The sequence below is a fragment of the Candidatus Nitrosopumilus sp. bin_32a genome (genome assembly GCF_054095935.1).
Window position 1 is genome coordinate 98,685 of record NZ_JBSWSN010000004.1, and the last position, 26,142, is coordinate 124,826.

General features: G+C 33.6%; 33 protein-coding genes. 14 read left to right on the forward strand and 19 right to left on the reverse strand.

Features of this window, described 5'->3' with window-relative positions:
• The first annotated feature begins 40 nt into the window (after nt 1-40).
• The gene (locus ACW9XH_RS04410) at nt 41-928 is read left to right on the forward strand and encodes an arginase family protein (protein ID WP_457759434.1); all 888 of its coding nucleotides are present in this window, start codon (nt 41-43) and stop codon (nt 926-928) included.
• Nucleotides 929-963: 35 nt separating this feature from the next.
• Here ACW9XH_RS04410 and ACW9XH_RS04415 read toward each other — a convergent pair whose 3' ends face one another.
• From ACW9XH_RS04415 to ACW9XH_RS04450, 8 genes are all read right to left on the reverse strand, one after another.
• Nucleotides 964-1,089 carry a hypothetical protein gene (locus tag ACW9XH_RS04415; RefSeq protein ID WP_457759435.1) on the reverse strand — a complete coding sequence of 42 codons (126 nt, stop codon included), beginning with the start codon at nt 1,087-1,089 and terminating at the stop codon, nt 964-966.
• A gap of 1,392 nt (nt 1,090-2,481) precedes the next feature.
• Complete coding sequence (locus tag ACW9XH_RS04420) at nt 2,482-3,252, reverse strand: sulfite exporter TauE/SafE family protein (protein WP_457759436.1); 771 nt, start codon at nt 3,250-3,252, stop codon at nt 2,482-2,484.
• Between the two features lie 38 nt (nt 3,253-3,290).
• Nucleotides 3,291-3,923 carry a hypothetical protein gene (locus tag ACW9XH_RS04425; protein WP_457759437.1) on the reverse strand — a complete coding sequence of 211 codons (633 nt, stop codon included), beginning with the start codon at nt 3,921-3,923 and terminating at the stop codon, nt 3,291-3,293.
• Nucleotides 3,924-3,964: 41 nt separating this feature from the next.
• A complete protein-coding gene (locus tag ACW9XH_RS04430; protein ID WP_457759438.1) occupies nt 3,965-4,456 on the reverse strand; it encodes a DUF192 domain-containing protein in 492 nt (163 codons plus the stop codon).
• Nucleotides 4,457-4,522: 66 nt separating this feature from the next.
• Entirely contained in the window at nt 4,523-4,786 is a 264-nt protein-coding gene (locus ACW9XH_RS04435; RefSeq protein WP_457759439.1) for a hypothetical protein, read from the reverse strand.
• Between the two features lie 49 nt (nt 4,787-4,835).
• Nucleotides 4,836-4,982: a hypothetical protein gene (locus tag ACW9XH_RS04440; RefSeq protein ID WP_457759440.1), complete on the reverse strand. Its 147-nt coding sequence runs from the start codon at nt 4,980-4,982 to the stop codon at nt 4,836-4,838.
• 172 nt (nt 4,983-5,154) lie between these two features.
• The gene (locus tag ACW9XH_RS04445; protein ID WP_457759441.1) at nt 5,155-5,457 is read right to left on the reverse strand and encodes a hypothetical protein; all 303 of its coding nucleotides are present in this window, start codon (nt 5,455-5,457) and stop codon (nt 5,155-5,157) included.
• A 417-nt stretch (nt 5,458-5,874) separates the two neighbouring features.
• On the reverse strand, nt 5,875-6,225 hold the full coding sequence (locus tag ACW9XH_RS04450; RefSeq protein WP_457759442.1) for a hypothetical protein: 351 nt from the start codon (nt 6,223-6,225) through the stop codon (nt 5,875-5,877).
• 132 nt (nt 6,226-6,357) lie between these two features.
• On the opposite strand from ACW9XH_RS04450, the gene ACW9XH_RS04455 reads away from it, so the two are divergent.
• Nucleotides 6,358-6,822, forward strand: a complete 465-nt coding sequence (locus ACW9XH_RS04455) for a metal-dependent transcriptional regulator (RefSeq protein WP_457759443.1) — start codon at nt 6,358-6,360, stop codon at nt 6,820-6,822.
• On the opposite strand, the gene ACW9XH_RS04460 is transcribed toward ACW9XH_RS04455, so the two are convergent.
• Genes ACW9XH_RS04460 through ACW9XH_RS04470 form a run of 3 tightly spaced genes read right to left on the reverse strand, consistent with a single transcriptional unit; the run spans nt 6,809 to nt 9,426 of the window.
• Nucleotides 6,809-8,629 (reverse strand): ATPase, T2SS/T4P/T4SS family, encoded by a 1,821-nt coding sequence (locus ACW9XH_RS04460; RefSeq protein ID WP_457759444.1) that lies wholly within the window; start codon nt 8,627-8,629, stop codon nt 6,809-6,811. The genes ACW9XH_RS04455 and ACW9XH_RS04460 overlap by 14 nt on opposite strands.
• 45 nt (nt 8,630-8,674) lie before the next feature.
• The gene (locus tag ACW9XH_RS04465; protein ID WP_457759445.1) at nt 8,675-9,031 is read right to left on the reverse strand and encodes a response regulator; all 357 of its coding nucleotides are present in this window, start codon (nt 9,029-9,031) and stop codon (nt 8,675-8,677) included.
• 50 nt (nt 9,032-9,081) lie between these two features.
• Complete coding sequence (locus tag ACW9XH_RS04470; protein WP_457759446.1) at nt 9,082-9,426, reverse strand: hypothetical protein; 345 nt, start codon at nt 9,424-9,426, stop codon at nt 9,082-9,084.
• A gap of 54 nt (nt 9,427-9,480) precedes the next feature.
• On the opposite strand from ACW9XH_RS04470, the gene ACW9XH_RS04475 reads away from it, so the two are divergent.
• From ACW9XH_RS04475 to ACW9XH_RS04495, 5 genes are all read left to right on the forward strand, one after another.
• Nucleotides 9,481-11,367 (forward strand): sensor histidine kinase, encoded by a 1,887-nt coding sequence (locus tag ACW9XH_RS04475; RefSeq protein ID WP_457759447.1) that lies wholly within the window; start codon nt 9,481-9,483, stop codon nt 11,365-11,367.
• A 68-nt stretch (nt 11,368-11,435) separates the two neighbouring features.
• Nucleotides 11,436-11,576: a hypothetical protein gene (locus tag ACW9XH_RS04480; RefSeq protein ID WP_457759448.1), complete on the forward strand. Its 141-nt coding sequence runs from the start codon at nt 11,436-11,438 to the stop codon at nt 11,574-11,576.
• Between the two features lie 40 nt (nt 11,577-11,616).
• Nucleotides 11,617-13,029, forward strand: a complete 1,413-nt coding sequence (locus ACW9XH_RS04485; RefSeq protein WP_457759449.1) for a TldD/PmbA family protein — start codon at nt 11,617-11,619, stop codon at nt 13,027-13,029.
• Between the two features lie 3 nt (nt 13,030-13,032).
• The gene (locus tag ACW9XH_RS04490) at nt 13,033-13,626 is read left to right on the forward strand and encodes a uracil-DNA glycosylase (RefSeq protein WP_457759450.1); all 594 of its coding nucleotides are present in this window, start codon (nt 13,033-13,035) and stop codon (nt 13,624-13,626) included.
• Nucleotides 13,610-14,167, forward strand: a complete 558-nt coding sequence (locus ACW9XH_RS04495) for a DNA-3-methyladenine glycosylase (protein WP_457759451.1) — start codon at nt 13,610-13,612, stop codon at nt 14,165-14,167. The genes ACW9XH_RS04490 and ACW9XH_RS04495 overlap by 17 nt, the downstream gene beginning before the upstream one ends.
• On the opposite strand, the gene ACW9XH_RS04500 is transcribed toward ACW9XH_RS04495, so the two are convergent.
• Nucleotides 14,164-14,796, reverse strand: a complete 633-nt coding sequence (locus ACW9XH_RS04500; RefSeq protein WP_457759452.1) for a DedA family protein — start codon at nt 14,794-14,796, stop codon at nt 14,164-14,166. The two genes, ACW9XH_RS04495 and ACW9XH_RS04500, sit on opposite strands and share 4 nt — an antisense overlap.
• 90 nt (nt 14,797-14,886) lie before the next feature.
• Here ACW9XH_RS04500 and ACW9XH_RS04505 point away from each other — a divergent pair, with 90 nt between their 5' ends.
• Nucleotides 14,887-15,261 carry a hypothetical protein gene (locus tag ACW9XH_RS04505; protein WP_457759453.1) on the forward strand — a complete coding sequence of 125 codons (375 nt, stop codon included), beginning with the start codon at nt 14,887-14,889 and terminating at the stop codon, nt 15,259-15,261.
• 125 nt (nt 15,262-15,386) lie between these two features.
• On the forward strand, nt 15,387-15,680 hold the full coding sequence (locus ACW9XH_RS04510; RefSeq protein WP_457759454.1) for a hypothetical protein: 294 nt from the start codon (nt 15,387-15,389) through the stop codon (nt 15,678-15,680).
• A gap of 1 nt (nt 15,681) precedes the next feature.
• Here the strand turns inward: ACW9XH_RS04510 and ACW9XH_RS04515 are convergent, their stop codons facing one another.
• A complete protein-coding gene (locus tag ACW9XH_RS04515; RefSeq protein ID WP_457759455.1) occupies nt 15,682-16,617 on the reverse strand; it encodes an ABC transporter ATP-binding protein in 936 nt (311 codons plus the stop codon).
• Between the two features lie 82 nt (nt 16,618-16,699).
• Here ACW9XH_RS04515 and ACW9XH_RS04520 point away from each other — a divergent pair, with 82 nt between their 5' ends.
• Genes ACW9XH_RS04520 through ACW9XH_RS04535 form a run of 4 tightly spaced genes read left to right on the forward strand, consistent with a single transcriptional unit; the run spans nt 16,700 to nt 19,004 of the window.
• A complete protein-coding gene (locus tag ACW9XH_RS04520; protein ID WP_457759456.1) occupies nt 16,700-17,212 on the forward strand; it encodes a transcription elongation factor NusA in 513 nt (170 codons plus the stop codon).
• Nucleotides 17,213-17,214: 2 nt separating this feature from the next.
• Nucleotides 17,215-18,501 carry an aspartate--tRNA(Asn) ligase gene (aspS, locus tag ACW9XH_RS04525; protein ID WP_457759457.1) on the forward strand — a complete coding sequence of 429 codons (1,287 nt, stop codon included), beginning with the start codon at nt 17,215-17,217 and terminating at the stop codon, nt 18,499-18,501.
• Between the two features lie 15 nt (nt 18,502-18,516).
• Nucleotides 18,517-18,750: a hypothetical protein gene (locus ACW9XH_RS04530; protein ID WP_457759458.1), complete on the forward strand. Its 234-nt coding sequence runs from the start codon at nt 18,517-18,519 to the stop codon at nt 18,748-18,750.
• Nucleotides 18,751-18,752: 2 nt separating this feature from the next.
• Nucleotides 18,753-19,004 carry a hypothetical protein gene (locus ACW9XH_RS04535; protein ID WP_457759459.1) on the forward strand — a complete coding sequence of 84 codons (252 nt, stop codon included), beginning with the start codon at nt 18,753-18,755 and terminating at the stop codon, nt 19,002-19,004.
• On the opposite strand, the gene ACW9XH_RS04540 is transcribed toward ACW9XH_RS04535, so the two are convergent.
• The gene (locus ACW9XH_RS04540; protein ID WP_457759460.1) at nt 18,997-19,128 is read right to left on the reverse strand and encodes a hypothetical protein; all 132 of its coding nucleotides are present in this window, start codon (nt 19,126-19,128) and stop codon (nt 18,997-18,999) included. The two genes, ACW9XH_RS04535 and ACW9XH_RS04540, sit on opposite strands and share 8 nt — an antisense overlap.
• A gap of 599 nt (nt 19,129-19,727) precedes the next feature.
• On the opposite strand from ACW9XH_RS04540, the gene ACW9XH_RS04545 reads away from it, so the two are divergent.
• Nucleotides 19,728-20,327 carry a hypothetical protein gene (locus ACW9XH_RS04545; protein ID WP_457759461.1) on the forward strand — a complete coding sequence of 200 codons (600 nt, stop codon included), beginning with the start codon at nt 19,728-19,730 and terminating at the stop codon, nt 20,325-20,327.
• A 215-nt stretch (nt 20,328-20,542) separates the two neighbouring features.
• Here the strand turns inward: ACW9XH_RS04545 and ACW9XH_RS04550 are convergent, their stop codons facing one another.
• The 5 genes from ACW9XH_RS04550 to ilvN form a co-directional block, all read right to left on the reverse strand.
• The gene (locus tag ACW9XH_RS04550; protein WP_457759462.1) at nt 20,543-21,166 is read right to left on the reverse strand and encodes a hypothetical protein; all 624 of its coding nucleotides are present in this window, start codon (nt 21,164-21,166) and stop codon (nt 20,543-20,545) included.
• An 81-nt stretch (nt 21,167-21,247) separates the two neighbouring features.
• Nucleotides 21,248-22,261, reverse strand: a complete 1,014-nt coding sequence (locus ACW9XH_RS04555) for an isocitrate/isopropylmalate dehydrogenase family protein (protein WP_457759463.1) — start codon at nt 22,259-22,261, stop codon at nt 21,248-21,250.
• Between the two features lie 75 nt (nt 22,262-22,336).
• Nucleotides 22,337-24,058, reverse strand: a complete 1,722-nt coding sequence (locus ACW9XH_RS04560; protein ID WP_457759464.1) for a CHASE domain-containing protein — start codon at nt 24,056-24,058, stop codon at nt 22,337-22,339.
• Nucleotides 24,059-24,140: 82 nt separating this feature from the next.
• Nucleotides 24,141-25,655, reverse strand: a complete 1,515-nt coding sequence (locus ACW9XH_RS04565; RefSeq protein WP_457759465.1) for a 2-isopropylmalate synthase — start codon at nt 25,653-25,655, stop codon at nt 24,141-24,143.
• The gene (gene ilvN / locus ACW9XH_RS04570; RefSeq protein WP_457759466.1) at nt 25,652-26,134 is read right to left on the reverse strand and encodes an acetolactate synthase small subunit; all 483 of its coding nucleotides are present in this window, start codon (nt 26,132-26,134) and stop codon (nt 25,652-25,654) included. The genes ACW9XH_RS04565 and ilvN overlap by 4 nt, the downstream gene beginning before the upstream one ends.
• Nucleotides 26,135-26,142: the final 8 nt, after the last annotated feature.

A 26,142-nucleotide genomic window follows, 5' to 3' on the forward strand; every position in this document is an offset into this window, starting at 1 on the left:
TTAACTGTGTTATGCAAAGTATGGTTTTGGTGAAGAATTGATGGAAACACTTTGTTGGTCAAACTGCAAGTCATATAGAGAATCCGAGTATGTGATTGTCGGACTTGAAGACGAATCACGTTCACATGCCACACGTAAGGGAACTTCAAGTGCGCCAGAGAGAATAAGAAAAATTTCCAATGAACGAGACATATACATTGAAAATAATCGTGAATCCTTGGCATATACAAATTCAGGGAAACCACAATCAAAGATTTTTGATTTGGGAAATATTTCAAGAGAAAATATTCCGTTTGTTTATGAACGAATGTTCAATGAAGGAAAAATTCCAATAACCATGGGGGGAGATCATTCTTTGACTGCAGAAATTATCAAAGAGTTAGGAAAAAAACGTGGACCTATTTCTCTCGTATATTTTGACGCCCATCCAGATTTTCTTTCATCTACTAGAAATTTTTATGGCTCTGTGGTGTATGACTGTCTTCCATACATAAATCCAAAATCAAGTGTGATGATTGGAATTCGCAGTCCAGAATTGGAAGAAATTGAAAACATAAAAAAATATGGGATATCCGTTTTTTCACCAGAGAATATTCAGTATCATGGATTCAAACAAATCATTAACGACATACTTTCAAAATTAGGAAGAAACATCTACATATCATTTGATATGGATTGCATAGATCCTTCTTTTGCACCAGGTGTTTCAGTTCCTGTGCCTATGGGACTAAATCCCATTACAACATCCATACTTCTAAAAAATATTACACGCGGCGGAATATTGGGAATGGACATTATGGAAGTTTGTCCCGCATTTGACATTCAAGATAGGACATCACATTTAGCATCAAGAATGATTTCAGAACTATTGTCATCTATAACGATTAAAGAAAAAACTCCTTTTTTTGAAAAAGCATTAAAATTTTAAGTGTTATTAAATTCAAATGCACTAGACATAGTTTTTCATTCAGGATTTACAGATGTACAAAAGTGGTCTTGTTGTTTTCCATCAGGGCAAATTCCCAGTGTATCTGATTCCAGAGTGAAAATCAAGATAGGACTGTTGATCCTTTGGGGGATTTTTTTCATTATTCATTAAACAACTTTCAAAGATTACAGGGCAAAAACAGTAAAACCCAATCACAAATTAAAAAAATAACACCGCGAATATTTGAATATAAAAAACGATGATATTCTAATCCCAATCATAGTCGGATTCGGAATCATCGACATCATCATCAAATCCGTCGCAGTCATCGAACACTTTAATTTTGTCCAAAACCATAAAAGGTAATTTTATTTTTTATAAATAAAGAATTTTTAAATTGACAAAATATAATAAAAAATCAAATAGTTGATCTTATCTTAAATGAAGTCAATTCAAACATCACTTAAATAATAAAATTTGAACTCTCAAATATGAAATGTCAATGTACATCTAACCTATTGTGCATGTTCCATTACATCATAAAAAATCCTGATTCTATAAAGCCAAAAAGTTAGAAATGTGTAATCAACACACAGAATAAAAATTCTTTTTACAGTCATTCAAATTTAGATTAGCCCTACAGATTCAAAGATACAGCAAACAATAATCCCACTAAAATTAGTAAAGAAAAATCAAGACAAGAAATAAAATCATTAGAAAATTGACTAGTTAGATTTAGTTTTTTCTACTTTTTTTGCTGCTTTTTTAGATTTGTTTGAGGTTTTACTCATGGCATAATGTGTTTTCACTAGTTAATGAAGTAGAATGGAATTGACTTAATTCAGAATTAGATCAACTAATTAAAATTTTAAATTTATGAACACCAACTCTGCGTTTATCAGATTCAAGGTTTGTAGGCAAAACCGAATCAACTAAAACCCACACGAAAACATTCAATTAAAGAAAAATAAAAACGATCAACGATAAAAAATTTAATTAAAATAAGAAGAATGAAAAAATTATTTTAATTTCTATTGGACTTGTCACCATACACAAACTCATAGTGTGTAAATGGATTATAGTCATTTACATTGAAACCTTTTTTTGATTTCATGGAATACGGATTGTTTTTTTAATTGATAAAGAAATATTAAATTGATTTCATGTAGAACGAAATCAATTAGTTATTCAAAATTTAATTGAATTCAAAATCAAATCTAGTTTTATCATACTAAATGAAATAGATTTGGAAGTGACATGTTTGGATAAAAAGAAAAAATAACAGATATTTTTTAACCAATTAAAATACAAAGTATTTTTTAAATTATTTTCTTATTTTAATCTAAAATTAGTCAAGTAAAAAATAATTCCTTTAATTGTAATTATTTAAAATATAACCATTAGTAAATGGATAATTTTATGATTTAGTCACAGAAAGGAGATATTGTAGCAAGTAAAATACAGGAAAGTCGGTTAGCCCCACCCTCAAATTACAATACCTAACGAACAACATGTATTGTAAAATTAATATAAAAATACAAAATAAAAAAAGTCTAAAATCCTAAATTAAAATTCCCAGATAAAGAATCAAAGAACAGTTTAGCTGATGCAATCAAAATTACTACAGTAACCAAGATTTGTAAATAACGCTCCTTGACATCAATAGAGAGTCTTGCACCAACCAACCCACCAGTAAAAGAACCAATAGAGAGCAGACCAGCTTGAAGAAAATCAGGATGTCCCAATAAACTATGTGCAATAACACCAGATAAAGAAGCAAACAAGAGGATCATTTGAGATGTGGGGGCAGCTTTTTTCATTGCCATGCCCATGCCAATCACCATCAAAGGTACAAAGATAATCCCACCACCGATACCAAAGAAGGAAGAAATTATTCCTGCAAAAAAGCTTGCACCTATTGCAAAAACAATCATTTGTTTTGAGATTATTTTTTCTTTAGTTTCAATTTTTTTTCTTAAAAATATGTAAGATGCAGATGCAATTAAAACAAACCCAAATAAGATTTTAAAAATATCTGGCGCAACATCAGTGGATATAATTGCACCCAAAACAGTCCCAGGAATTGAAAGTAGACCAAGTTTGAGCCCTAAAGAATATTCTATTCGCTTTTGTTTGGAATAAGAAATGGTGGATGCAGTGGCATTACTTAATGCAGCAAATAGGCTGTTGCTTGCAGCAGCTGTTGGAGGAAATCCTAAGAATGTCAAGATGGGAACAATTATGATCCCCCCACCAAGACCAATCATTGAACCTAAAATTCCGGCTGCAAATCCCAAAGGAATTAGCCATAACTGATCAATCATGATAATGTAATCAGAGAATTTTCCACCATATAATTAAACTATTTTAGAATAATTAACGTCTGCAAAATAGAATTATCCTTTGTAGTCATTTCTAAAAGAATTTCATGACCTGCTAAATCATCAATTTTAGATTTAATATCACGCTTGTCTGAATCAATGTAAAAGGCTTGAACTCCCTCCAACCATGCAGAGATTGTAGGATAGTTTTCAGATTTTTCCTCTTCCCAGCAGTCACAAACAAGCGTTTCTATCATCACCTCAAAGACTGCAAAAACTTCATCTTGATTTGATTCCAGAGAAGGAGTTTCAAGGTTAGCAATAGCTAAAACAGGAGACTGAATATCACCCCCGATGTTAATATTTCCAAGTGCAGTTCCCTCATAATCCAATACTGCAGTGGTGGTACAGTACTCTACACTTCTTGGAAGTCCCTTTTCAAAATAAGTACAGTATTGACTTATGGTGTGATCAGTGATTGCCGTAGGAGAAGAGACAAAAATATTATGATCTTTTAAATTATTTTGAATTTTTTCAATATCATAATAAGTAAATCCGGCATCGTAGATTAATTGAGATTCAGAGTCTGAAGAGACATCATTTAACAGTAGGAAAAAAACAGAAATGACAATTACAATTCCCACCAAAATAGGAATGATAATCATCTTGTTCATAAAAAAATAGATTTTTTATTCAAAGATAAGGCTTTGCAATATTAAATCGAAATTATAGTTAGTTTAGAATCACGAGTTATGTTATTTTGATCAATAAATCCAGCAGTGACCTCTAAAATATATGATGCTTCATTGTCAGGAACTACACTTTGACAAGACGTGATTTCAACTACTGTTTTACATGGTGGAACATTTTGTTCAATATGTACAATGGATCCATCTTGATCAAACCAAATCATATCCAATGGGAATTGCATGTTAAGCATCCATAAAGAATACAAACCAGGTTCTGTAAATACGAAAATCATTCCCTGATCATAAGGAAGTTGTTCTTGAAACATTAATCCCCTAACACGTCGTGGTTCAGAGTCTGCAATTTGAACTTCAAGTGGAACATTATCTATCATGATAGTACCACGTGGAAATTCAACGGATTCTAACTTACTATCGCCAGGAAGAGTCAGCATCCCAATAATCCCAATAATCACGGCTGCAATTGTAATTGGAATTAATGCTTGAGCACGAGTTGTCATGAAATAATTTGTATGGATCCTTTTAAAATGTGTTAGATTGTGCCAAATGAGGAGTTTTGAATCTAATCACTCAAAATCCCATTCAGGAAGAAAAACAATTTCATCTCGCCCTAAATTTAGCATAGAGAAAGGCATATTCTTTGTTAATCTCATAGAGGGTTCATAACAATTCAGACTGTTGCAGCTCAAGCACAGCCAGCTACCCCCATCCACATGAGTCATAATCATTTGAAGATCATCACCATTACAGTGATAGCAAACTTCAGGAATTTGATCTAACTGTTTGGCTCTGCAAATTATTAGCCTACCCGCCTCATCATAATCGGTCATGGAGTATCTGTAAGAATTGTGGACTTAAGCATATTGGAATAAAATCTGCTCACTTGGAATGTTTTTTGATAAACTTTTTTTTTCTTTGCTGTTCACTTTTGTATTTTTTAATTCGTTGTTTTGATTCAGAGAGTTTTTCACCTTTCTGTTTTCTCCCATCTTTTTTCTTTGATTTTTTCTCAACCATGTCATTCATCTGAATTAGGATTTTCGTTCTTTTGAAAAGTCATATCAGGTCCTTGGCATGACTCACATTTTTCCATTATGCCAAATTGATTCATAAACTTGCCTTTACCATCACATCTAAAACAATTCAATCTATTCTGGTTTGTTCATATGAGCATTAAAGTTTTCTAACAGACAGATCATCAGGACTTTGCAATGTCATAATCTTCTTTCCCATTACCAAATTTCTGAGTGATAATTTTTACTCGGTATTTTTTTCCTCTTTGTATATCATGAGCCAAAACTGTAGGTTTGTCATTATCATAAAATTTTGCGACGATCATCTTTCTTGAAGTATAAAAGTTCTTTACACCATCAAACTCTTCTTCAGTTTCAATATTGATCTCAGTGATGTTTTCTTTACCAACTTTTCTTTGAACGCTATCAACTTTTACAATAGTGAAAACACCCTTGTCATCTAGTTTAGAAAGTGAAGATTCAGTCATTTCTTACTCGTCGTCTTGCCCATCAGTATTGATGTTATCACATTCAGGCATTGATGTTGAAATTTGATCGTTCTGTTTTATTAAATAATCAAATAAGTTCATGAATTTTCTACTAAACTTTTGAACTTAAGCGTATTGGAATTTAGAATCTATGATGTGCTTTGCACTATACATGAATAACAAAGTTCTTTCTCAGTATATTCGGATAAAAGGCGATTGCAGTTTGTGCATCTTTTTTGTTCATCTCTAACAAGTTTTTCAATATCAGGTAATTTTTGACCATATTTCAGATATTTGCTTTTTCCAAACCAACCCATGTTTTAAAAAGAATTGGGAGAACTTAAGCATAGAGTACAAAATCCAATTAACAACAAGATTCTCCAATTCATTGAGAATCATTGATAAAATTAATCACCATTACATTACAGAATTCTTGAAATCGCTAATTGTAGACATGTTATTTTTTGTCTGATGTCCAATGTCATGTATTGTGGAACTATTGTATTTTTTGTCAAGATATCTACCAGCCACTATCATTGGTCCGCCAATAGCGCAAGTCACACCAGTTGGTTCAGGAATCCACAACATCAAAAAGCCTATTTTTTGAAGTTTTTTACCTGGGGCAGGTGCTTTTTGAAGAGAACCCAATGAACGAGCGGTGTGCGTGTCATCAAAATTGCTAACTTCAGTATACAGATTTGCTCTACGTTTAGCAGAATCAGAGAATTTCTTCAATTTATCTAGACGTTCCTTTAGTGGGTCAACCATTCCATCGTTGATTTATAAAAAATTAGTTAAGAAACAGAGATCAACTCCGGTCACATTCAAGTCAACAAAGAATAGCTAAAATCAAGAAAAAGACACTCAATTATACTAGATTTTATTTAGATACAAAGACACATGAAAGATAAAGATTCCAAGAGACTTGATTCAATCAAGGCAGCTCATCAATTAGAGAGAACTCGTTCAAGTACAAGAATGGAAGATTATTTAGAAATCATAGGAGAATTAGTTGAACTAAAAGGATATGCAACAACTTTGGATATTTCAAGATACATGAATGTCAGTGCACCAAGCGTTACCAAAATGCTTCAAAGACTAGATGAAAACGGATTTTTAGAATATGAAAAATATCATGGAATCAACCTTACAGATAAAGGAATAAAGACAGCAGAAGGAATAAGACAAAAACACGGGATATTATTAGAGTTTTTTGAAATTTTAGGGGTAGGGTATGACACAGCAAACCAAGATACAGAAGGAATTGAGCACCACCTAAATCCAAAGACCATCAAACAGTTAAGAAAATTTATAACATTTTTGAAAGCAAATCCAAAAATCATAGATAATTTTAAAAATCTTTGAGATAAAGCTTGATCTCATTTTGTGAAGATATAAAATTCATTAATGCCCGTGCAGTATCAGAACGTTTAGGGATTTTTATTTGTCCCTTCTTCCCAATTCTAACAGATGCGATAAATTTTTCATTTGCATAAATGTCTGCATGCATTGAAGTGAAATCCCTATTCACAGTAAGCAAAATAGCAGTTTTTGATTCTGAAAAACTAAAGGGCAGATCATTGGATGTTAATGACATATCATTGGAAGATTTTTCTACAACATCAATGTGAACTTTGAGTAATTTTTCAATTTCATTAATGTTTGAGCCCCCTCTACCAATTATGGATGCAATATTTCGTTCATTAACCATAACTTTGACTCGATTATCAGATAAAATTTCAACTTCCACATTAGGATCATATCGTCGAAAAGTTTCTTTGATTTTATCTTCTGCTAGTTTTTCTATTCCAATTTTATCAACTTTTTTTCCTACGGGAACTATGACATTCTCTTCACCAAAGGTGTAAATCTCATGTTCCAGTACATTGTCTTCAAAATTCCTAATCTCAATTACAGGTCTTGCCAAATCAGATTCAGTCATACCAGTAGGGACTTTTACCTTTAATTCTAAATCGTAGACTTTTTGAATTCCACCATCCTTTACAAAAACCACAGTATCCAAAACGTTTGGGATAATTCCCAGCTCAATTTTTCCAATAAAGCGCTGAATTGCATCCAATGGCGAATTTGCATGGACTACTCCAACCATCCCCACTCCAGTTAATCTCAAATCAGCAAAGGTAACAAAATCCTCACGTCTTCGAACTTCATCAAAAATCGTATAATCAGGTCGTACAAGTAACAAAATATCAGCAGAATTGTCAAAACTCCCATCAAGTTTGCCATATTGAGTTACTCCAGGATCAACTTGTAAATCGCGCGGAGATTCAAATGTTTTTACAATCTTTCCCTTTTGATGGTAAAAATTTGCAAGACCAGATGCAAGAGTACTTTTTCCAGAACCAGGAGCACCTGAAATAACAATGCCTTCTGCACTATCAGAGAATCTCTCCATTAATTTTTCAGAAATAGCATAGTCATCAAGAGACAGTTTTACAATTGGGTGAACTATAGTAATTTCAAAAGAGTCTGAGAAAGGAGGATAAGTGATTGCAATTCGATAATCACCATGTTGAACTACAGATGCACCAGTTTTTGATATTTCCAACGTACTAGAATCAGAGATGTTTACAACATCCAATATTTGAGATGAAATCATTTCCAAATAATCTTTAGAAAGATGATCATCATTTAGCTTTGTCAATACAAATGCACCAGGTTTTCCTCTTTTTGCCAAGGGACATTGATTTTCTTTAAGATGAACACTCATAGTTTCAGAATCAAAAAATTTGAGAAATTCCAAAGATTCGTTTTTGAATTCAGGTTTTAGAAAAATTGTTTCAACACCCTCTGCCTGAGCAACTAAATGCTGCACATGATCAGAAGTGTATAGAACAGCATTGTTTTGTTTAGCCATATCTACTATCAGGGAATCAATTCTCCCACTGCTTGCAAGTTTAACATCATCTGAAGAAGGGTGTGTACCACTAACAACTACATTTAATCCATAACTTCCAGATAGAGATTTTAGTTTTTGAATTCTCTCAAGACCAATGAATCCTTGTTCTTTTTTCTTTGATGCTTGAGATTGCAATTCATCAAATACTGCCTGAGGAATAATAATCTCAAAATTTCTAATACTTCCAGATTCAATTCGAGAGACAAGTTGGCCGTTGACAATCACACTGGTATCAGCTACAATTTTTGACAATTTTCTAATCAATTTTACAATTAACCTAGGCCCTAAATTACTTTCTTAAATTAATGATTTTATGGATTCCAAAACACCGTTAAAATCAAAAGGTTTTGAAATGTATGATGAGGCACCACCATCCAAGCATTGTTGAATGACTTTTTGATCATCACTTGCAGTAATTAGAATAATTTTTGCAGTAGGATCATATGCAATTACTTCTCTTACAACAGTAAATCCATCTTTTTTTGGCATTGCTAAATCCAACAACAAAACTTGAGGATTATACTGTTTATAGAAATCTACGGCCTCAGCACCATCTGTTGCTTCTCCAATAATTTCATGTTCCCCAATTGACAAAATATCCTTCAAAACAAGTCGAATTGCATCAGAATCATCTGCAATCAAAATTTTGGCCATTGTGTTTCTTTAAAGTCACACATTAAAAAATGTCAGCATTCAAACCTCAATCAGAGTTCATTGATGTTCTTAGTAATTTGACTAAAATCATAGTCAGTCTCATTCATTGATTTTTTCATGTGGATAATAGAGGGCAAAATCAAATCAAAAATTCCATTAATTGAGACACCATCAGCCATTTTCTTAAAAAAATCATCAAGTAAAGAAGAAAAGGTTCCAAGGGATTCTTTGCCCATCATAGGTGCCAGACCTTTAATTTTATGAGTGTGTTTTTGAAGCCTGGGAGAATTTAGAGATATATCAGCATCGTTTGTACATGATTTTAAAATATTTTCAAGGGATTCAATATCAGCATTTACTTCCTTAGTTGCAACAGCAATAAATTCATCAGACATGATAACTAGAATTCACCCATTATTTTTATAGCCTGCTATACGTATTTTTTTGTTATGAAGATAGTTAGTAAAGCATATGTTTTGATATCTGTTCTCATAGTTGTTGCCGTTTTTAATTTATTTTTATTATATCAAGATCAGCAATTGGAGACATCACAGTCATACTCCATTATTGGAACTGGAGATGTAAAAGTAAAAGCTGAATCTGTTGCAGGTTTGGCGACATCAGTTGCAAGTGGGGTAACGGTGGATAAAGGAGAACTTGAAAAAGAAATTGAAGAAATACAATCAACATTGGCAATTATTAAAAATGGAGGGGAGTTCAAAGGACAAGCACTAACAAGTATTCCAACATCATTAATTCCAGATTACAATAAAGTTCTAACATCATGGGAGTCTTACAAAGAAAAAGCAATCAAAGTAGAAGTGACATCAGTGTTTGATTCGGAAGCTACAGGTGCAATGAATTATGTTTTACAGAAAAATCAAGAATTAGTTCTACTAACAGATGAATTAAAAAAAGAAGTCAATGATTTGGACAGAGATTACAACGAACACAAACAAATCTCAAAGGATTTAGCTGATTATGCCAAAATTATCGGACAGCAAAGCCTCCTTATTTCTATCGGAGAAGGGGATAACGCTCAAGAAATACTGCATGAAAAGAACTTGCAATTTGAAATAGGGTTAAGAAAATTGCTACAAATTTCTACAGCAGACTTGGATGTAGAAAAAGTTGGGATGACTCATGAGAAAATAATTCCAATACCGAGAGAGAATTCAGAATCATTAAGAAAATTAGATCCATTGTGGGAGTCAATTAAAATAAAAATAGAAATTCTTGAAGAAAGGGCACTTTTATCACCTGAATTTAATTCAGCAAAAAATGAAATGAATAATGAAAAATATATTTTGTTTAGCAACATTGACAATCTGCAAAATTCATGGAATGAAGAGATAAAAGCCCAAGGTTCAGAGGGACAAATCATCATACAAATTCTATTAGGAATAGATATCGCAGTGTTCTTTTCAGTTTTGTTTGTCATCAGACAATCACTTTCCCCACTAGATTCAATCAGTAAGGCACTCTCAAGGGTAAAAGAAGGAGTGTATGGTGAAAAAATAGAATATTCAGGTACGGATGAAGTAGGACAACTTGTAACAAACTTCAACATAATGTCAGATACAATTAAAGAGAAAGAAGAAGATGCAAAAAAAACAGACGTTGCAAAAGATGAATTTCTTGCAATGATTACACATGAATTAAAAACACCTCTAGTTCCAATTCAAGGATACGCAGATATTTTACTTAATGAGCATCTGGGAAAACTAACAGACCCGCAAAAAGAAAGAATCGGCATTATCAAATCAAGTTCTGAAACACTATTGTCAATTATTTCAGATTTACTTGACGCTCAAAAATTAGATTTAGGGCAATTAAGAATGACAAAACAAAAAACAGACATTAAAAATGCAGTTACTAAAGCAATTGTAGCTTTAAAACCAGAACTAGAATCTAACAATATTGAACTTACATCTAATGCCACAAGTGTAATTATAAATCACGATTCAGATAGAATTGCTCAAGTCATCACAAATTTAATTAAAAATAGCATTGTTGCCATTCAACCAAATCCAGGCAAGATTGAAATTGGCATGGAGGATCAACCAAACGAAATAAAAATTTCAATTAAAGATAATGGAATTGGAATTCCAGAAGAGAAACAAAAAGATCTATTCAAAAAATTCTATCAAGTAGATGCATCACTTACCAGAGAAAGAGGCGGAAGTGGATTAGGTTTGGCCATCTGTAAAGGAATCATAGATAATCATTTAGGAAAAATTTCAGTTCACAGTATTCCTAATCAAGGTGCAACATTTTCATTCACAATTCCAAAGGATGGGACTGGCACCGCAAAATCCCCCTTAAAATCTGCTTAAAGAAAACAAACTTTCAGAACTAAAATCACTCACACTCTTAACAAAATGGAAATTTTTACATTTACAGTATGGAACAACCACATGAGAAAAACAAAGAATTTTATGAAAATTGTACCAAATATTTTGAATTTTTACGCAAAAAAGGGAGCATGGATTATGATTTTGAAGACGAATACTATTTCACCATGCCTGCAATATCAAGCCATTAGATAGTAGAAGATTTACGAAGCATTCACAATTGCATAGATTGTGGATACAGGGTTACAGGATCTTGCAGATAAGGCAGTCAGGTACGGAGTGCAATCAGGGGCTCAATATTGTGATGCCAGAGCAGAACAACAAGAACGAAAATCAGCACTGATAGAAAATAATCTAGTAGAATATGTCAGAACAAACGATGACAGAGGGATAGGCATCAGAATAATTAAAGATAATGTATGGAGTTTTTGCTCAATTACAAATCCAAAATCATTTGAACAAATCAAAGACATAATTGATAATTCAATAAAAAGCAGTCACAATGTTAGAAAGAGCAAAATTGAACTTTATCCAAACATTCCAAAAAAAATAAAAATTAATTATCAAGTGATAAAAAAACCAGAACTAGAAGAAATAATAAAAACAGGATTAGAATCAAGCAAAATTATTTTAGAGATACCAAATATCATCAAATCAATCATCAATCCATGGTATACCAATAATTCAAAATATTTTGTAAATTCAGAAGGATCAGAAATTTTACAAAATTTCACAGACACAGTTGTTGAAATAATAGCAACGGCCCACAACTCTGGAATTACTCAGTCAGTAAACATTACTGAGGGCGGCAGGGGGGGATTGGAACAATTAATCAATAAAAATAAAATTCAACAAAGTGCAAAAGAAATTGCATTAAAAGCATCAGAATTGACACTTGCAAAACCAGCAAAAGAAGAAAAGACAACATTGGTTATGAATCCAGATTTTGTATCATTACTCACACATGAAATACTTGGACATCCATCAGAAGCTGATAGAGTTTTAGGTAAAGAGATGGCATGGGCAGGCGGGGCATGGTGGAAAAATAAATTAGGAAATAAAATTGGCTCAGAGCATCTAAATGTGTTTGATGATCCTACAATCAAAGAAAGTTTGGGATGGTATCAATATGATGATGAAGGTGTCAAAACTAAAAAAACAACTCTTGTGGAAAAAGGAGTTTTAAAAAACCATATGCAAAATAGAGAAACAGCCGTTGAATTTGATTCGGCGCCAACTGGAAATATGAGAGCCACAAATTATCGATTCATGCCTCTAATACGAATGGCATGTACATGTATCGGTAACGGAGATAGAGATGTGAATGAGATAATAAAAGATGTCAAACAAGGCTATCTAATATCAAATATGAAAATCCCATCAATAGATATGAGGCGTTACAATTGGAGCATATCTTGTCAATATGCCCAAAAAATTGAGAATGGGGAAATTACAGATTTGTTAAGGGACGTCATTGTTATGGGAACGGCTCCAGAATTTTTTGAATCAATTGACGCATGCGGGAATGATTTTACTGTAAGACCAATTACTAATTGTGGCAAAGGAGATCCAATGCAATCAATGATAATGGGAAACGGTGGACCGACAATAAGGGGAACTGCAACAGTAAAGAGTGTAAATTAAAACATGAATCAAAAACTAGAAACCATCAAACAAAATGTTATCAAATGCACAAAGTGTAATCTTTGTAAAACTAGAACTAATTCAGTTCCAGGCAAAGGGAACTTTCATTCAAATGTAATTTTTGTAGGAGAAGCACCTGGAAGAAATGAAGACAGGAATGGAGAACCGTTTATTGGCGTTGCAGGAAAAAAACTTTCAATTGCCTTAGAAGGGGCAGGGGTTTCAAGAGACGACATATACATTACAAATATTGTAAAATGCAGACCACCAAAAAATAGAGTGCCAACTACAATAGAGAGGGAGACATGTCAGGAATATCTAAAACAAGAAATATCAATTATCAAACCAAAAATCATATGTATTTTAGGAAATACAGCATTTAATTCCATTTTAGGAGGTTCAGAGATTACTAAATTTAGAGGAAAACTAGTTAGGAAAAACAATCAATTGTATTTTCTAACGGTACACCCAGCTGCTACGATATACAATCAGGAATTAATCACAGTTTTGAAAAAAGACATTGTAAAATTATTTGATTTAATTATAGAGTTAAAAAACAATAAAAAAGTGAAAATAGATATTGACTATACTACCTAGAGAGTTTTATTCAAAAAACACTGTCACAGTTGCAAAAAATCTTTTAGGAAAAAAAATAATCAGGAAGATAGGTCAGAATGAGATATCAGGTATAATTACAGAAACTGAAGCATATAGGCATAATGACGACCCTGCAAGTCATGCATTTAGGAAAATTACAGATAGAAACAAGGTAATGTTTGAAGAAGTGGGTTTTGCATATGTCTATTTTACATATGGAATGTATTTCTGTTTTAACATAGTAGCAAAAAATCCCAAAACAGCGGCAGGTGCAGTACTTATTCGTGCAATCGAGCCTGAAAATGGAATTAAAATTATGCAAAAAAATAGAGGCAGCCCAAATTTAAAAAATCTTACAAACGGACCAGCAAAACTAGCTCAAGCCCTAGGCATTACAAAAAAGCATTACGGTGTAGATTTAACAAAAAAATCAGAACTATACATCACTGAAGGAATAAAACCAAAAAAAATAATCGCATCACAGAGAATAGGAATAACAAAAGCGGTTGAAAAGCTATGGAATTTTAAAATTGATGACTAATCTTCATTGTTTTCGTCCAAAGTCCACGGTGCAAACTTTCCAAGAATTCTTGCCCAATCTAATCTCAGCAGTAACACAATGACTGCAGTCATCATTGCACCAAAAATAATAATTCCAATGTATATTGGAGTGGCGTCATCCACATTTTCAAGGAATGGTTCCACTAAAGACAACCCAAGATGGTGAGAAATAAAAACAATAGAATAACTCAGTACAATTTTTCCAGTAAGAGTTGCAACAAAGAATCGTCGAGGATTGTATTTTGCCAATCCTAATGGGACATATACCAAATCATCAGGAATAGGTGTCGCTGCGGCAAAGAATGCAGCTGCGGCACCATATCTTTTGATCAATCTTTCGAATGGGCGCATTCTCTTTCGAGTTTTTTCATTAATCATTCTTCTTCCGCCAGAACTGATATAGAAAATAATTTGTTTTGCAGCAGTTGCAGTAACTGCAGATACCAATGCCAAAATATGCAAATCGTATTGATCACCTACAGACATTGTAGCAAGAAGTAAGAAGGCAGGCAATGGCACAAAAGGCACTAGAGAACCAAAGAAATTGACTAAAGCCAGAAGGGAATAACCCACATCAGGCGCAAATGGAAAAATGTCAATAAAATCCACAAATCAGACTGTTTTCAGGCCGTATTTAATTAAATCTTGAATGAAAACAATACAATTCATTAAAATATCATCTCCATTACGTTCTATCAATTGTCAAAAAAAGATTTTGAAACTATTTGTGATACAATTGCAACAATCAGCCCATACATCAGGTTTGTAGGCGTGATTGGTGAAAGTGGAGACCTTCTAGCATACAAGCGAAGACCAGACTTGATTCCCCTATTAAATGAAAAAAATACCCAGTATCAATTTTCACACATCGCAATGAAGACAGATTTGGAAGGATTTTTTGATAAAAATCTAGGAGAGATTGAATTTGTCTGGGAAGAAAGAAAGAAAGTACAGACCATATCATTTGCAATTAAAAAATCAAGAGTTTGGATATCAATTGATAAAAAAGTTATCAGATCAGAAGTGTTAAGAATTATCGATTCATGCTTACCAATTGTCAAAAAATATTCCTAACACATGAAATGCCCATATTGTGAAATTGATTTAGATTCACTTTGCATGACAGATGGATTGAAACACGTACTAGAACATAAAAAGAAAATACAAAATTAAAATATTTGAATAATTTCTAAAAAAATATGGCAGAATTGGATGAAATTCAAAAATTAATCGATGAGATCAATTTTAGAAAATCAAATTCAAAAAATTATGAAGAAATGAAAGCCATAGAGATTAGCAGAGAATTAAGAGAAATCATGAAATTCGAACAAGAGTCATTTAAGAAAATTGAAGAGTTTGAAAAAAATCAAAAAAATCAAGATCTAGTCCAATATGCAAAAATCATTAGCAGAAATACAACAGGAAGAGAAATTGCACGATTAGAGGAAACATATTTGAAAAAGATTGATGAAGAATTTCTCAACAAAAAATAGATTATTTCTCATCTTCATACAACCAACATCTAACATATCCAGTTTGGGTTTTAAATTTAGGAGGAATCTCCTTGCATTTTTCAATTGCCAGAGGACATCTTTCAAGGAATCTGCATTGTGTTGGAGCATCAAGTAAGCTTGGAGGAATACCTTTGATGTATTTTGGAGTGTTGCCTTTCAAAGTTGGAACTGATTCTAAAAGTCCTTGAGTGTATGGATGTTTTGGATTTTTGTAAATTTGTTCTGAAGAGCCAAATTCTACCATTTGCCCCCCGTACATTATTCCAACTTTATCTGCAATTTCAGATAAAACGGCCAAATCATGCGTGATTAGCATAAAAGACATACCATCTTTTTTTAGAGATTTTAAAAGATTAATGATTTGGGCTTGAATCAAAACATCTAATGCAGTGGTAGGCTCATCTGCGATTACAAATTTGGGTTTGAGCAATAATGCCATTGCAATGATCACTCTTTGTTTCATTCCCCCACTTAGTTCATGAGGGTATTTTTTTAGAACATTTTCGTCAAGGCAAACAGAATTCATTGCATCTGAGATTATTTTCTTTGAATCCCCATCAAAGGAATGCTCCTTTAAAATTTCTGCAAATTGTTCATTAATTGTAAAGACAGGATCCAAAGAATTCATCGCCCCCTGAAATATCATTGAGATTTTTTTCCACCTGTATTCATTATCAAATTTCGATTCATCCATATCTAAAACAGAAGTACCATCAAAGGTGATCTTGCCTTCAGCAATTCCACCTGAAAGCATTCGAATCAATGACAAACCCAATGTACTTTTTCCACATGCACTCTCACCTGCAATCCCTATTGATTCTCCATCTTGTAATTCAAAATCAACATCATTTACAGCATAAACAGGTCCTCTTGATGAAAAATATTTTGAGGACAAACCATCAACGATTAGAGTCATTGTTCTATCAGATCCAAACTAGAATTTTTGTTTTGCACTAAGGGATATAAACAACATTATCAGAATGAAAAAGTCGATTTAAATGAAATTACCAATTTGTGGCTTTGATGCAAAAAATTCAGTTCTTTGCCCTCAATGTGAAAGTAAAGTAGAATCAGGCAATCTAACAAAAGCAGATGTAGAGGCATCAATGAATCTTGCAAAAATTGCAAAATCAAACAAAGAAATTGAAAATTTTACGCTGTATTCTTGCAGGGAATTTGAGGGGAATTTCATATTATCTTTGGCTAAAAACGACATCATGATCATTAGACAGAGTCGTACATTGTATAGAATACTGCAGGATCAATTCAAAGGGAAAATTTGGCTTGTGGAAGCAGATGAAACAGATAATCGATTCATAGAAGATTTGTTCTTTCCAACTAAAATTTTATCAATAAACGAAGTCTGGGCACCAGGAGGAGTTCAAAAAATAAAAGCAGTTGTTTCAGGAAAATGGACCCCTAAATTTCCAATCGACACTGAAAAAGTCATACAGATAGTAAGAAATGCCCGAAACCTTGACATTGAGATAGAATTTGAGGATAAAAGATAGACATGGTTTTTGTAAAAACTCACGATATTTCTGAACTAACCCAAGAATTGATTGGAAAAGAAGTAGTGTTGGGAGGATGGATTGAAGATCTTAGAAAATTAGGAAAAATGTCATTTATCACCCTTAGAGATGTTTCAGGAATATCACAAGTCATAGTAAAAGGAGAACTAAATGACAATCTTGGTGAGATAAATCGTCAAAGTGTTGTCAGCATTAGAGGGATAGTTCAAGAGACTAAAGCTCGTGACTTTGCATTTGAGATTAAAGCAGATGAAATAGAAGTTTTAGGAAAAGCAATTCACCCATTACCAGTTGACCCAATAGGAAGATTGGAAAGTAATATCGATACAAGACTAAATCACAGGGCACTTGATATGAGAAATCAAAAGACGGCCTCAATTTTCAAATTACGTCATCATGTTTTACAGTCATTAAGAAAAACCCTTGCAGATAAAAAATTCATAGAGATCACAACACCGAAAATTATTGGCAGTGCAAGTGAAGGAGGAGCAGATTTATTTTCATTGGATTATTTTGGAAAAACAGCATATCTTGCTCAAAGCCCACAGCTATACAAAGAACAAATGACCATAGGATTAGAAAGAGTATTTGAGATTTCAAACTTTTACAGAGCAGAGAATTCTCACACAGGAAGACATTTGACAGAATTTACAAGTATTGACATCGAAGCTGCATTTATGGACTATGAAGATGTCATGAATGTTTTAGAATCACTGGTCGTGACAGTTTACAAAGAAATATCAGAAAAGTGTAAAGCGGAACAAGAGGCAATCGAACATACGATAGAGGTTCCTTCAACACCATTTGAGAGAATAACATACACTCAATGTGTTGAAGAATTAAAAAAAGAAGGAGAAAAAGTGGAATTTGGGGATGATTTGCTTGATGCACATCTTAGAATCATTGGAAAAAACCATCCAGGGTTTTTCTTTCTAATAGACTGGCCCATGAAATTAAAACCATTTTACATTAGAGAAAAGGACGAGGACGCAACACTATCACGTTCATTTGATTTACAGTATGGATTTTTAGAATTATCCTCAGGCGGAACTAGACTTCACAATCCAGAAATGCTAAAAAATAGATTAAAAGAGCAAGGACTGGATCCGGCTCAATTTGCAGACCACCTCAAAACATTTGATTGGGGAATGCCACCACATTCCGGATGGGGTATGGGTTTAGATAGATTGATGACGACACTGATTGGAATTGACAATGTTCGTGAAGTGGTTTTGTATCCACGAGATCCAGATAGGCTTAGCCCATAAGGAATATTGTAAATTATGACACTATTCTGCAAACAATGTAACGAGAGAAGATTGCCAATAGTCTTTGCCAAAGACAAGCCTCCACTATGGCTATGCAACAAATGTGAAAATTTTGCAGATGCCGTAGACACAATTGTCAGAGAATTGGGCAAAGATGAAAAAGACGAAATGAATAAAAAATTAAAAGATTTTGAAAATAACACTGTATTAAATGGAGAAAAATTACATAGAAGAAAAGGCGTCAATTAATAATGATCGAGCAAAGCGATGCCAAAAAAGTAGTGGAAGTGATTGGGAATAATCTGATTGGAGTATCACACGATTCTAGCAGTTTTGCCAAATTGCCTGACTCATTTTGGGGATACTTTGCAAGAGGCCACGATACTAAGGGTACGTTTGGAGTCATTGTGACATATTCTGAGGAAGGCAAAGATGTAGATGAGCTAATCAAAATGTATGAAGAATGGGCTACAAAAAACAAAACAAAATCAGAAGCTACTTAGTTTCTTTGAGTAATTTACGATATCCCTGACATTCTGCACAGATAGGTTTTCCCTTGTATTTTGGATTACCATCAGTGATTTTCAGAGTTCCAGGAACAAGTTTACAAATACAGCAATCAGCCATATGATGAATAAAAATAGGCATTTAATAAAAATTGGCAATCTTGCAAAAAGGAGACAGTAGGCTCAATGGATCATAATTTGTAAAAAATCAAATTTTTTTCACTTTTTGACGCTTAACAGAAAATTTTAAAATAATTCATGAATGCAAATTACGAGGCATTTTTGTGGATAGTGCAAAACCAAAAAAAAATTCATGAAGAATACATCCAAAGAATATCATAGCATTCAATTATCACTAGACGGAAATGAGGATCATTGTTAAATATGATTTTCACGTAATAGACATGACGAGAAACCGTTGTTCTGCGTCGTAGAACGATTGGTCTGGAAAACACTTCATGTTAGGAATACGTCCTTGGTTTAGCGTGTTTTCCTTGTATCTCGTTGTTTTAAGACATCATTTCAAACCATCAAAAGAATTCCAGGGGTTTTTAGAATATTACGTTGTAATGTGTTGTGAGTAATGAGTTTGGATCTTTCTGCAACTATGCCAAACTATGCCAAAAATTTCTGATCATACATTAGATGAGAGTACATTGATCTGATGGTCAATATTTTATGGATGATACATTTGAAGAGAAATGATCACATAATAGAGTCATGGGACAGACTTCGGATATAGACATAAGTCCAGAATTTATCGAGTCTGGAAAATTCTACCGTAGAACTAGCAAGAAAAAAGGAGGGCCTGATTCTAACGATGAAAAAATAAAACGACAAAACGAAGTTCACAGATTGCATTTTGAGTACGGATATTCTGCAAGAAAGATTTCCGAGTTGCTAAAAGTTAATAGAAATACGATTAACGGCGACATAGTTTATTGGTATAGAAAAGTTGCATTAGATTATGATTTTTACAATCCTGAGTTATACATTATTGCCAATATTGAAAGACTCGAGGCTCAGCGGACAAGATTACGTGAAAGATTAGACAAGATTCAAAACTTTCAACAAATGCATACAATAGAGAAAATGATTTTGGACATAGATTCTAAAATTATCAACATTCGCATGAAATTAGGAGATTCGTACAAACGAATCCAAAAAGGGAACATAGATTCTATAAACGATCATTTGAAAAGCAAAGGAGACGGTGGCAGGTATTTGAATTTCTTTGATAAAATAGCTGTATCTGCCAAAGCACATGAGAGAATCTCTAAAATCATCAAAGAAGATAAGATAAATTTTGATGGGAATTAATGATAGTAAGACGTGATCAGTGGATATCAATCCATTACCTGAAATTACAATTTTGGAATATGGCATGTGATTTACAAACCATTCCTCTTTTTCTTGCTCCCCTGTAACATCATGTGAACCGTTTTTGAGAATGATTTTAGAATTTTTTAGACTAATTGATACTCCATACCCTCGAAGTAATTTTACGTTGTAATGGTTCTTTTGACTCTTGAGAGTCATTTTAGTTCAAAATTATTATAATCCCTGATTTGGTTTGCAAAATATTTGTAATCAATTTTTTCTTGATATTTTACATAAATTTTGAGTAAATTTTTCCACACATTTAACATGTCTTTTTTGAAACCATCAAATGCCTTATCTTCGAGAAAATTCATGAATTTTTTGTTTTTGTAACTGACTTCTTCAACAAAATGTTTGTGAGCCAAACCATTACGTACTTGAAATAATGTATCAAGATTTTTCTTCAAATTTGAATCAATGATGTGCCAATCACCAAGCCATGTAACCTGACGTCTTATTCCTACAGAAGAAATAAGATCAATAAACATATCTTTTTTTCCATTCTCAAATCCAATCAAATGAAAACGGATTATTTCTCCAATTATGAACTCCATTCTTGCAAATGCATCAAGAATATCTCCCCGTTTTGCAAACAAATATTGAAAATCATTTTGATATTCTCGACTAAATTGACCGTCTTTTATGACATATTCCTGCCCCTCGTCATCAATAAGATACAGTCTGATCTCTGGAGGTATTTTCAAGTTAGGATGATGGAATAAGGTGACAAGTTGATCAAGCTCACTACCCTCATCTTTTCTACGAAAAAATTTCCACATACCAATATGATTTGTTTTTTTATTCAAAAGCATTACGACAATACAGCATGTTTCTCTGAGTAAATCGGGGGGATACCATTTTTAGAGATTGTCTGTAATCTGTTTTGTAAATTCAGTAGTACTCTTATCCCCACCAATATCTTTGGTCTTGACACCAGTTTTTACCAAATTAAAAATGGTAGACTCTAATTTTGCCCCAACTTCAATACATTTAGAATCATTGTGTTTGTTACCCAACCAATCAAGCATCATCTTGATTGACAACAAAAAGGATGATGGATTTGCAATATTTTGTCCTGCAATATCAAATGCAGCACCATGAACCGGTTCAAACAATGCAAAATTATCTCCAATATTAGCAGCTGGGGCCATACCCAATCCCCCAACCACTTGCGAGGACTCATCAGATAAGATATCTCCAAACAAGTTAGTAGTCACAACAACATCAAACTTTTGGGGTTGTCGAATTAAATTCATCGCACATGCATCAACATACATTTGTTCAAATGCAATATCAGGATAATCTTTAGATACATCAGTGCATGCTTTTGCAAACAACCCATCAGTTATTCTCATGACATTTGATTTATGGACACATGTTACTTTTTTCATGGAGTTACGCTGTCGGGCAGTTTCAAATGCGTATTTTGCTATTCTTTTTGATGCAAATTCCGAAATAATTCTCAATGCCACTGCAGAATCGCCCAAGCTAAATTCTTTTCCGGTGTAAAGATCCTCTGTATTTTCTCTAACTATCACCATATCAATGTCATCACGCAATGCAGGCATGTGTGGATAAGATTTTGCAGGCCTGATGTTTGCGTACAAATCAAGCATTCGCCTCAACACCACAATTACATCTGCTGCACTCTCACCAACTGGTGCTTTCAGACATGCATCAGATTGTTTTATCGAGTTGACTGTTTCATCAGGAAGTGCTTTTCCAGTTTCAGACAATGCCTTGTCACCGGCAGATAATTTTGCAATATCAAATTTCAAATCAAGTTTATCGTGAATAGTAGTTAAAACAGAAATTGCAGATTCAGATAATTCAGGACCTATCCCGTCGCCAGTAATTAAAGAAATTTTGTACATGAGGTAATTTGAAACAGGGTAATTTTAAATCATTAGTTTTGATGTAAAATCCACACATGGTGGGAAATAATTTGATCAAGGCATGATTTTTTTAATGTCATTGATCATTCTTCTCAACACAGAATTAGTTTCAGTGTTTTTATCAACAGGTTTTTTCACGATGTCGTTTTTTGGGAGTTTAATGGTAAACGTTGTAGGATTGTTGTGCACAAAGATTTTTCCGCCATGTTGTTCGACGATATTCTTACAAATTCCCAAACCCAATCCAGTTCCAGTAGACTTTGTAGTGAATAACGGATCAAAAATTTGAGAGATCTTATCACTGGGGATACCAGGTCCAGAGTCAACTATGGAAATTACCACATTCTCAGGATCAGGATCAGTTGAAATAGTAATGATTCCTTCATGTTCAATTGACTGTATAGAATTAGTGATTAAATTTGAAAAAACAGATTTCATTTTACTCGAATCGCAATTTAGGGACATTTCATTTTCAGGTAAATTAATTTGAATATCTTTTGGAATCTCAATATTTGAGAGTGTAATTTTAAGCAGAGAATTGATTGAGATTTTTTCCTTATGCATTTTTGAGCTTTTTGCAAACTCTAAAACATCGTCAATGATAGAAAATACGGAATCAATTGAATTTTCGATGCGATTAGCATAATTTTTTGTTTTCTCATCAATGTTAGGACCTAAATTCATTCGTAATAATTCAAGATTGCTTTTGATAACAGTTAGCGGATTTTTCAAATCATGGGACATACGTGATGCCATAGTTCCGATCGTGGTTATTTTTTCACTATTTGCTGCATCTTGAGTTAGTCTCAGATTTTTTGCAAGGACTCTGAAAACATAGAACAGTAACAAACTCATTGAAAAACCAACCACAGGAATGAAAAACAAAATCAACGTTTCTATTTGTTCAGGCGGATTTTCAACTCCTTCATAAACAAACACCCAATTTCGGTTGTGAATTTGAATTGGGATAGATGTAGAAAAATCAATGTCATCAAGTGTGTGTTGGGATATATCATCAGAATTAAAAAACAAATTTTCATCAGAAACGTGGTCATCATAAATTTTTAACCGAAGATTTTCAAACGTTGTCAAATCAAGAGTCTCTTGAATAAAGTCATCAATTCTAAATACGGCGTAAACCAATCCTTGTAAACTGTCTGGATCAACATTAGAATAAACTGGGACAAACATTAAAAATCCATTTTGAATATCCTTATCAATTTCTTGAACTAGAATTACTTTTCCAGTAATGGCAGCAGATCCAGTTTCTCTAACTAGATTTACTGCATCACGTCTTGTTTGTTCAAAATAAATATCATATCCAATTGCTTTTTGATTTCTAATATCCAATGGCTCTAAGAACAAGATAGGATAGTATTCATCTCGATCTCCCGATGGTGTGATTTCAAAATTGTCTAGTCCATAATTTTTTAGTTGAGAAACTAGTTTTTCCATATCATCATGCATGGTGTGCTGAGCATATCCAACTCCTTGCAGGCCAGGGTACCTAGTGGAAATATCATTCACGGCAATAAAAGCACGCCATTCATCAAATTCTACATTTTCTGATGCAGCAAAAAGTCCCTTTGCACCAACTAAAACTTGCTCATATTGGTAAAGTTCATCAGAAATCATGACAGTCATAAGATTAGCATCATCAGTAAAAGACTGATTCTGAGATTGTGTTAAATTGTACGAATAGCCAATCCAAATTAGAAGAGTAATTGAAACAGATGCAAGTAGCATAACCCATGAAATAGATGCAAGTTTTTTCATAATTTTCAACAATTCATCATACGTTTAAAATTTAGGGAATAGGGGTTAAATTATTTAATTAAGCATGTGTGAATTTTTCATATCAATTAACCTGCTTTTCTTGGAGCATTTTTTTGAGCATAATTCGATTGATTGCATCAATTACTGCTTTAACGGAGGTGGTTACAATATCCTCGCCAACTGATTTTGCCGAAACTTTGTTTCCAAACGCATCTTCAACTTTGACTGTAACTTCACATAAGGCACCAGAACCGCCAGAAATAGAAGCTAATCCATAATCTTTTATTTTAATTTCAGAAAGCTTTCCAGTAATCTTTTGAATTGCATTAAGTGCAGCATCTACTGGCCCCACTCCGTAATCAGTTCCGACATGGTCTACACCATCAATGTTTAATTTTACAAATGCATAAGGCATTGTTCCAATTCCTGTCGATACTGAGAATCCAGTTAATTGAACAATTTTTTTAAGATCTTTTTCCCCCATGACGTTACTTGCAATTGACAATAACTCTACGTCAGTGAGTTGTTTTCCTTGATCACCTATCACTTTGACTTCATCTAAGATTTGTTTTGATTGTTCTTCAGTTGGCGTTACTCCGTAATCAGATAACATTGCATTCATCCCATGAACTCCCGCATGTTTTCCAACTTGGAGCCATCTCTTTCTTCCGACTAATTCAGGACTAATTGGCTCGTATGTGAGCGGATTGCTCAATACGCCGTGTGTATGAATTCCCGATTCATGGCCAAACGCATTAGTTCCAACTATTGCCTTGTTTGGTTGAACTATAATTCCCACAGTCTTTGAGATGAATCTAGATGTCTCATAAATTAATTCAGATTTAATGTTAGTTTCGTATTTTTGCTCGAATGGAAGACATTTCAATGCCATTGAAAATTCTTCCAAGGACGCATTTCCTGCTCGCTCTCCAATTCCATTAATTGTCACATGTGCACAAGAAGCTCCGGCATGAACTCCGGCTAATGAATTTGCAACTGCCAATCCAAAATCATTATGACAGTGAACACTTACCGGAAGTTTTGTAGCTTCAACTGTATCGCGAGTCAATTCAGCCATATATTCAGGAGTAGAATACCCTACGGTATCAGGAATGTTGACTCTGTCAGCACCTGCTTTTGCAACATCTCCAAATACTTTTTTCAAAAATTCCCTATCAGTTCTTGTTGCGTCTTCAGCTGAGAATTCCACTTGCAAACCACGGGATTTGCCATACTCGACTGCCTCAATTGCTTTTTCAAGTGCCTGATCTCGAGTCATTTTGAGTTTATACTCCAAATGGATATCAGAAGTTGCAATGAATGTGTGGATGTAATTTAATCCCGCATCAACTGCTGCGTCAATATCAGTTTTAATAGTTCTTGTCAACCCTGCAATCTCACAAGATAATCCTTCAGCAGTAATCATCTTAACAGCTTTGAGTTCACCTTCAGAAATTACTGGAAATCCAGCTTCAATTGCATCAACCCCAAGTTCGTCAAGTTTTTTAGCAATAGATAATTTTTGATCTGGGGATAAAGAAACCCCGATTGTTTGCTCTCCATCCCTTAATGTCGTATCAAATATTCTAATTTTCATGCCCCACTCCTTTGCAAAGCAGCAACACCTGTTCGTGCAACATCAAGTATTCCAAATGGTTTTGCTAATTCCTCAAATGCTTTGATTTGATCAGGTGTAGCAGTCAATTCCACCATGAGGGAATCTGTTTTTACATCATGTACTTTGCCGCCATATGCATTTGCCAATTTGTTGACTTCCATACTATCACTAGCATTACTTAGTTTAATCTTAAAAAGACTGAGTTCTCGATATACGGTTTTGTGCTCATCTAAACGCTCAACTTTGACAGTGTCAATCATTTTATCAAGTTGCTTAACTATCTGGTCAATCTGTTTTTCATCACCATAAGTTGTAATGGTCATTTTTGAATAATCAGGATTCTCAGTTACACCTACTGAGATACTATCAATATTGAAATTTCTAGATCTGAAAAGATGAGTTACCTTGAACAAAATTCCCGGTTTGTTTTCAACTAAAATAGAAAGTATTGCCCACATAATCAATC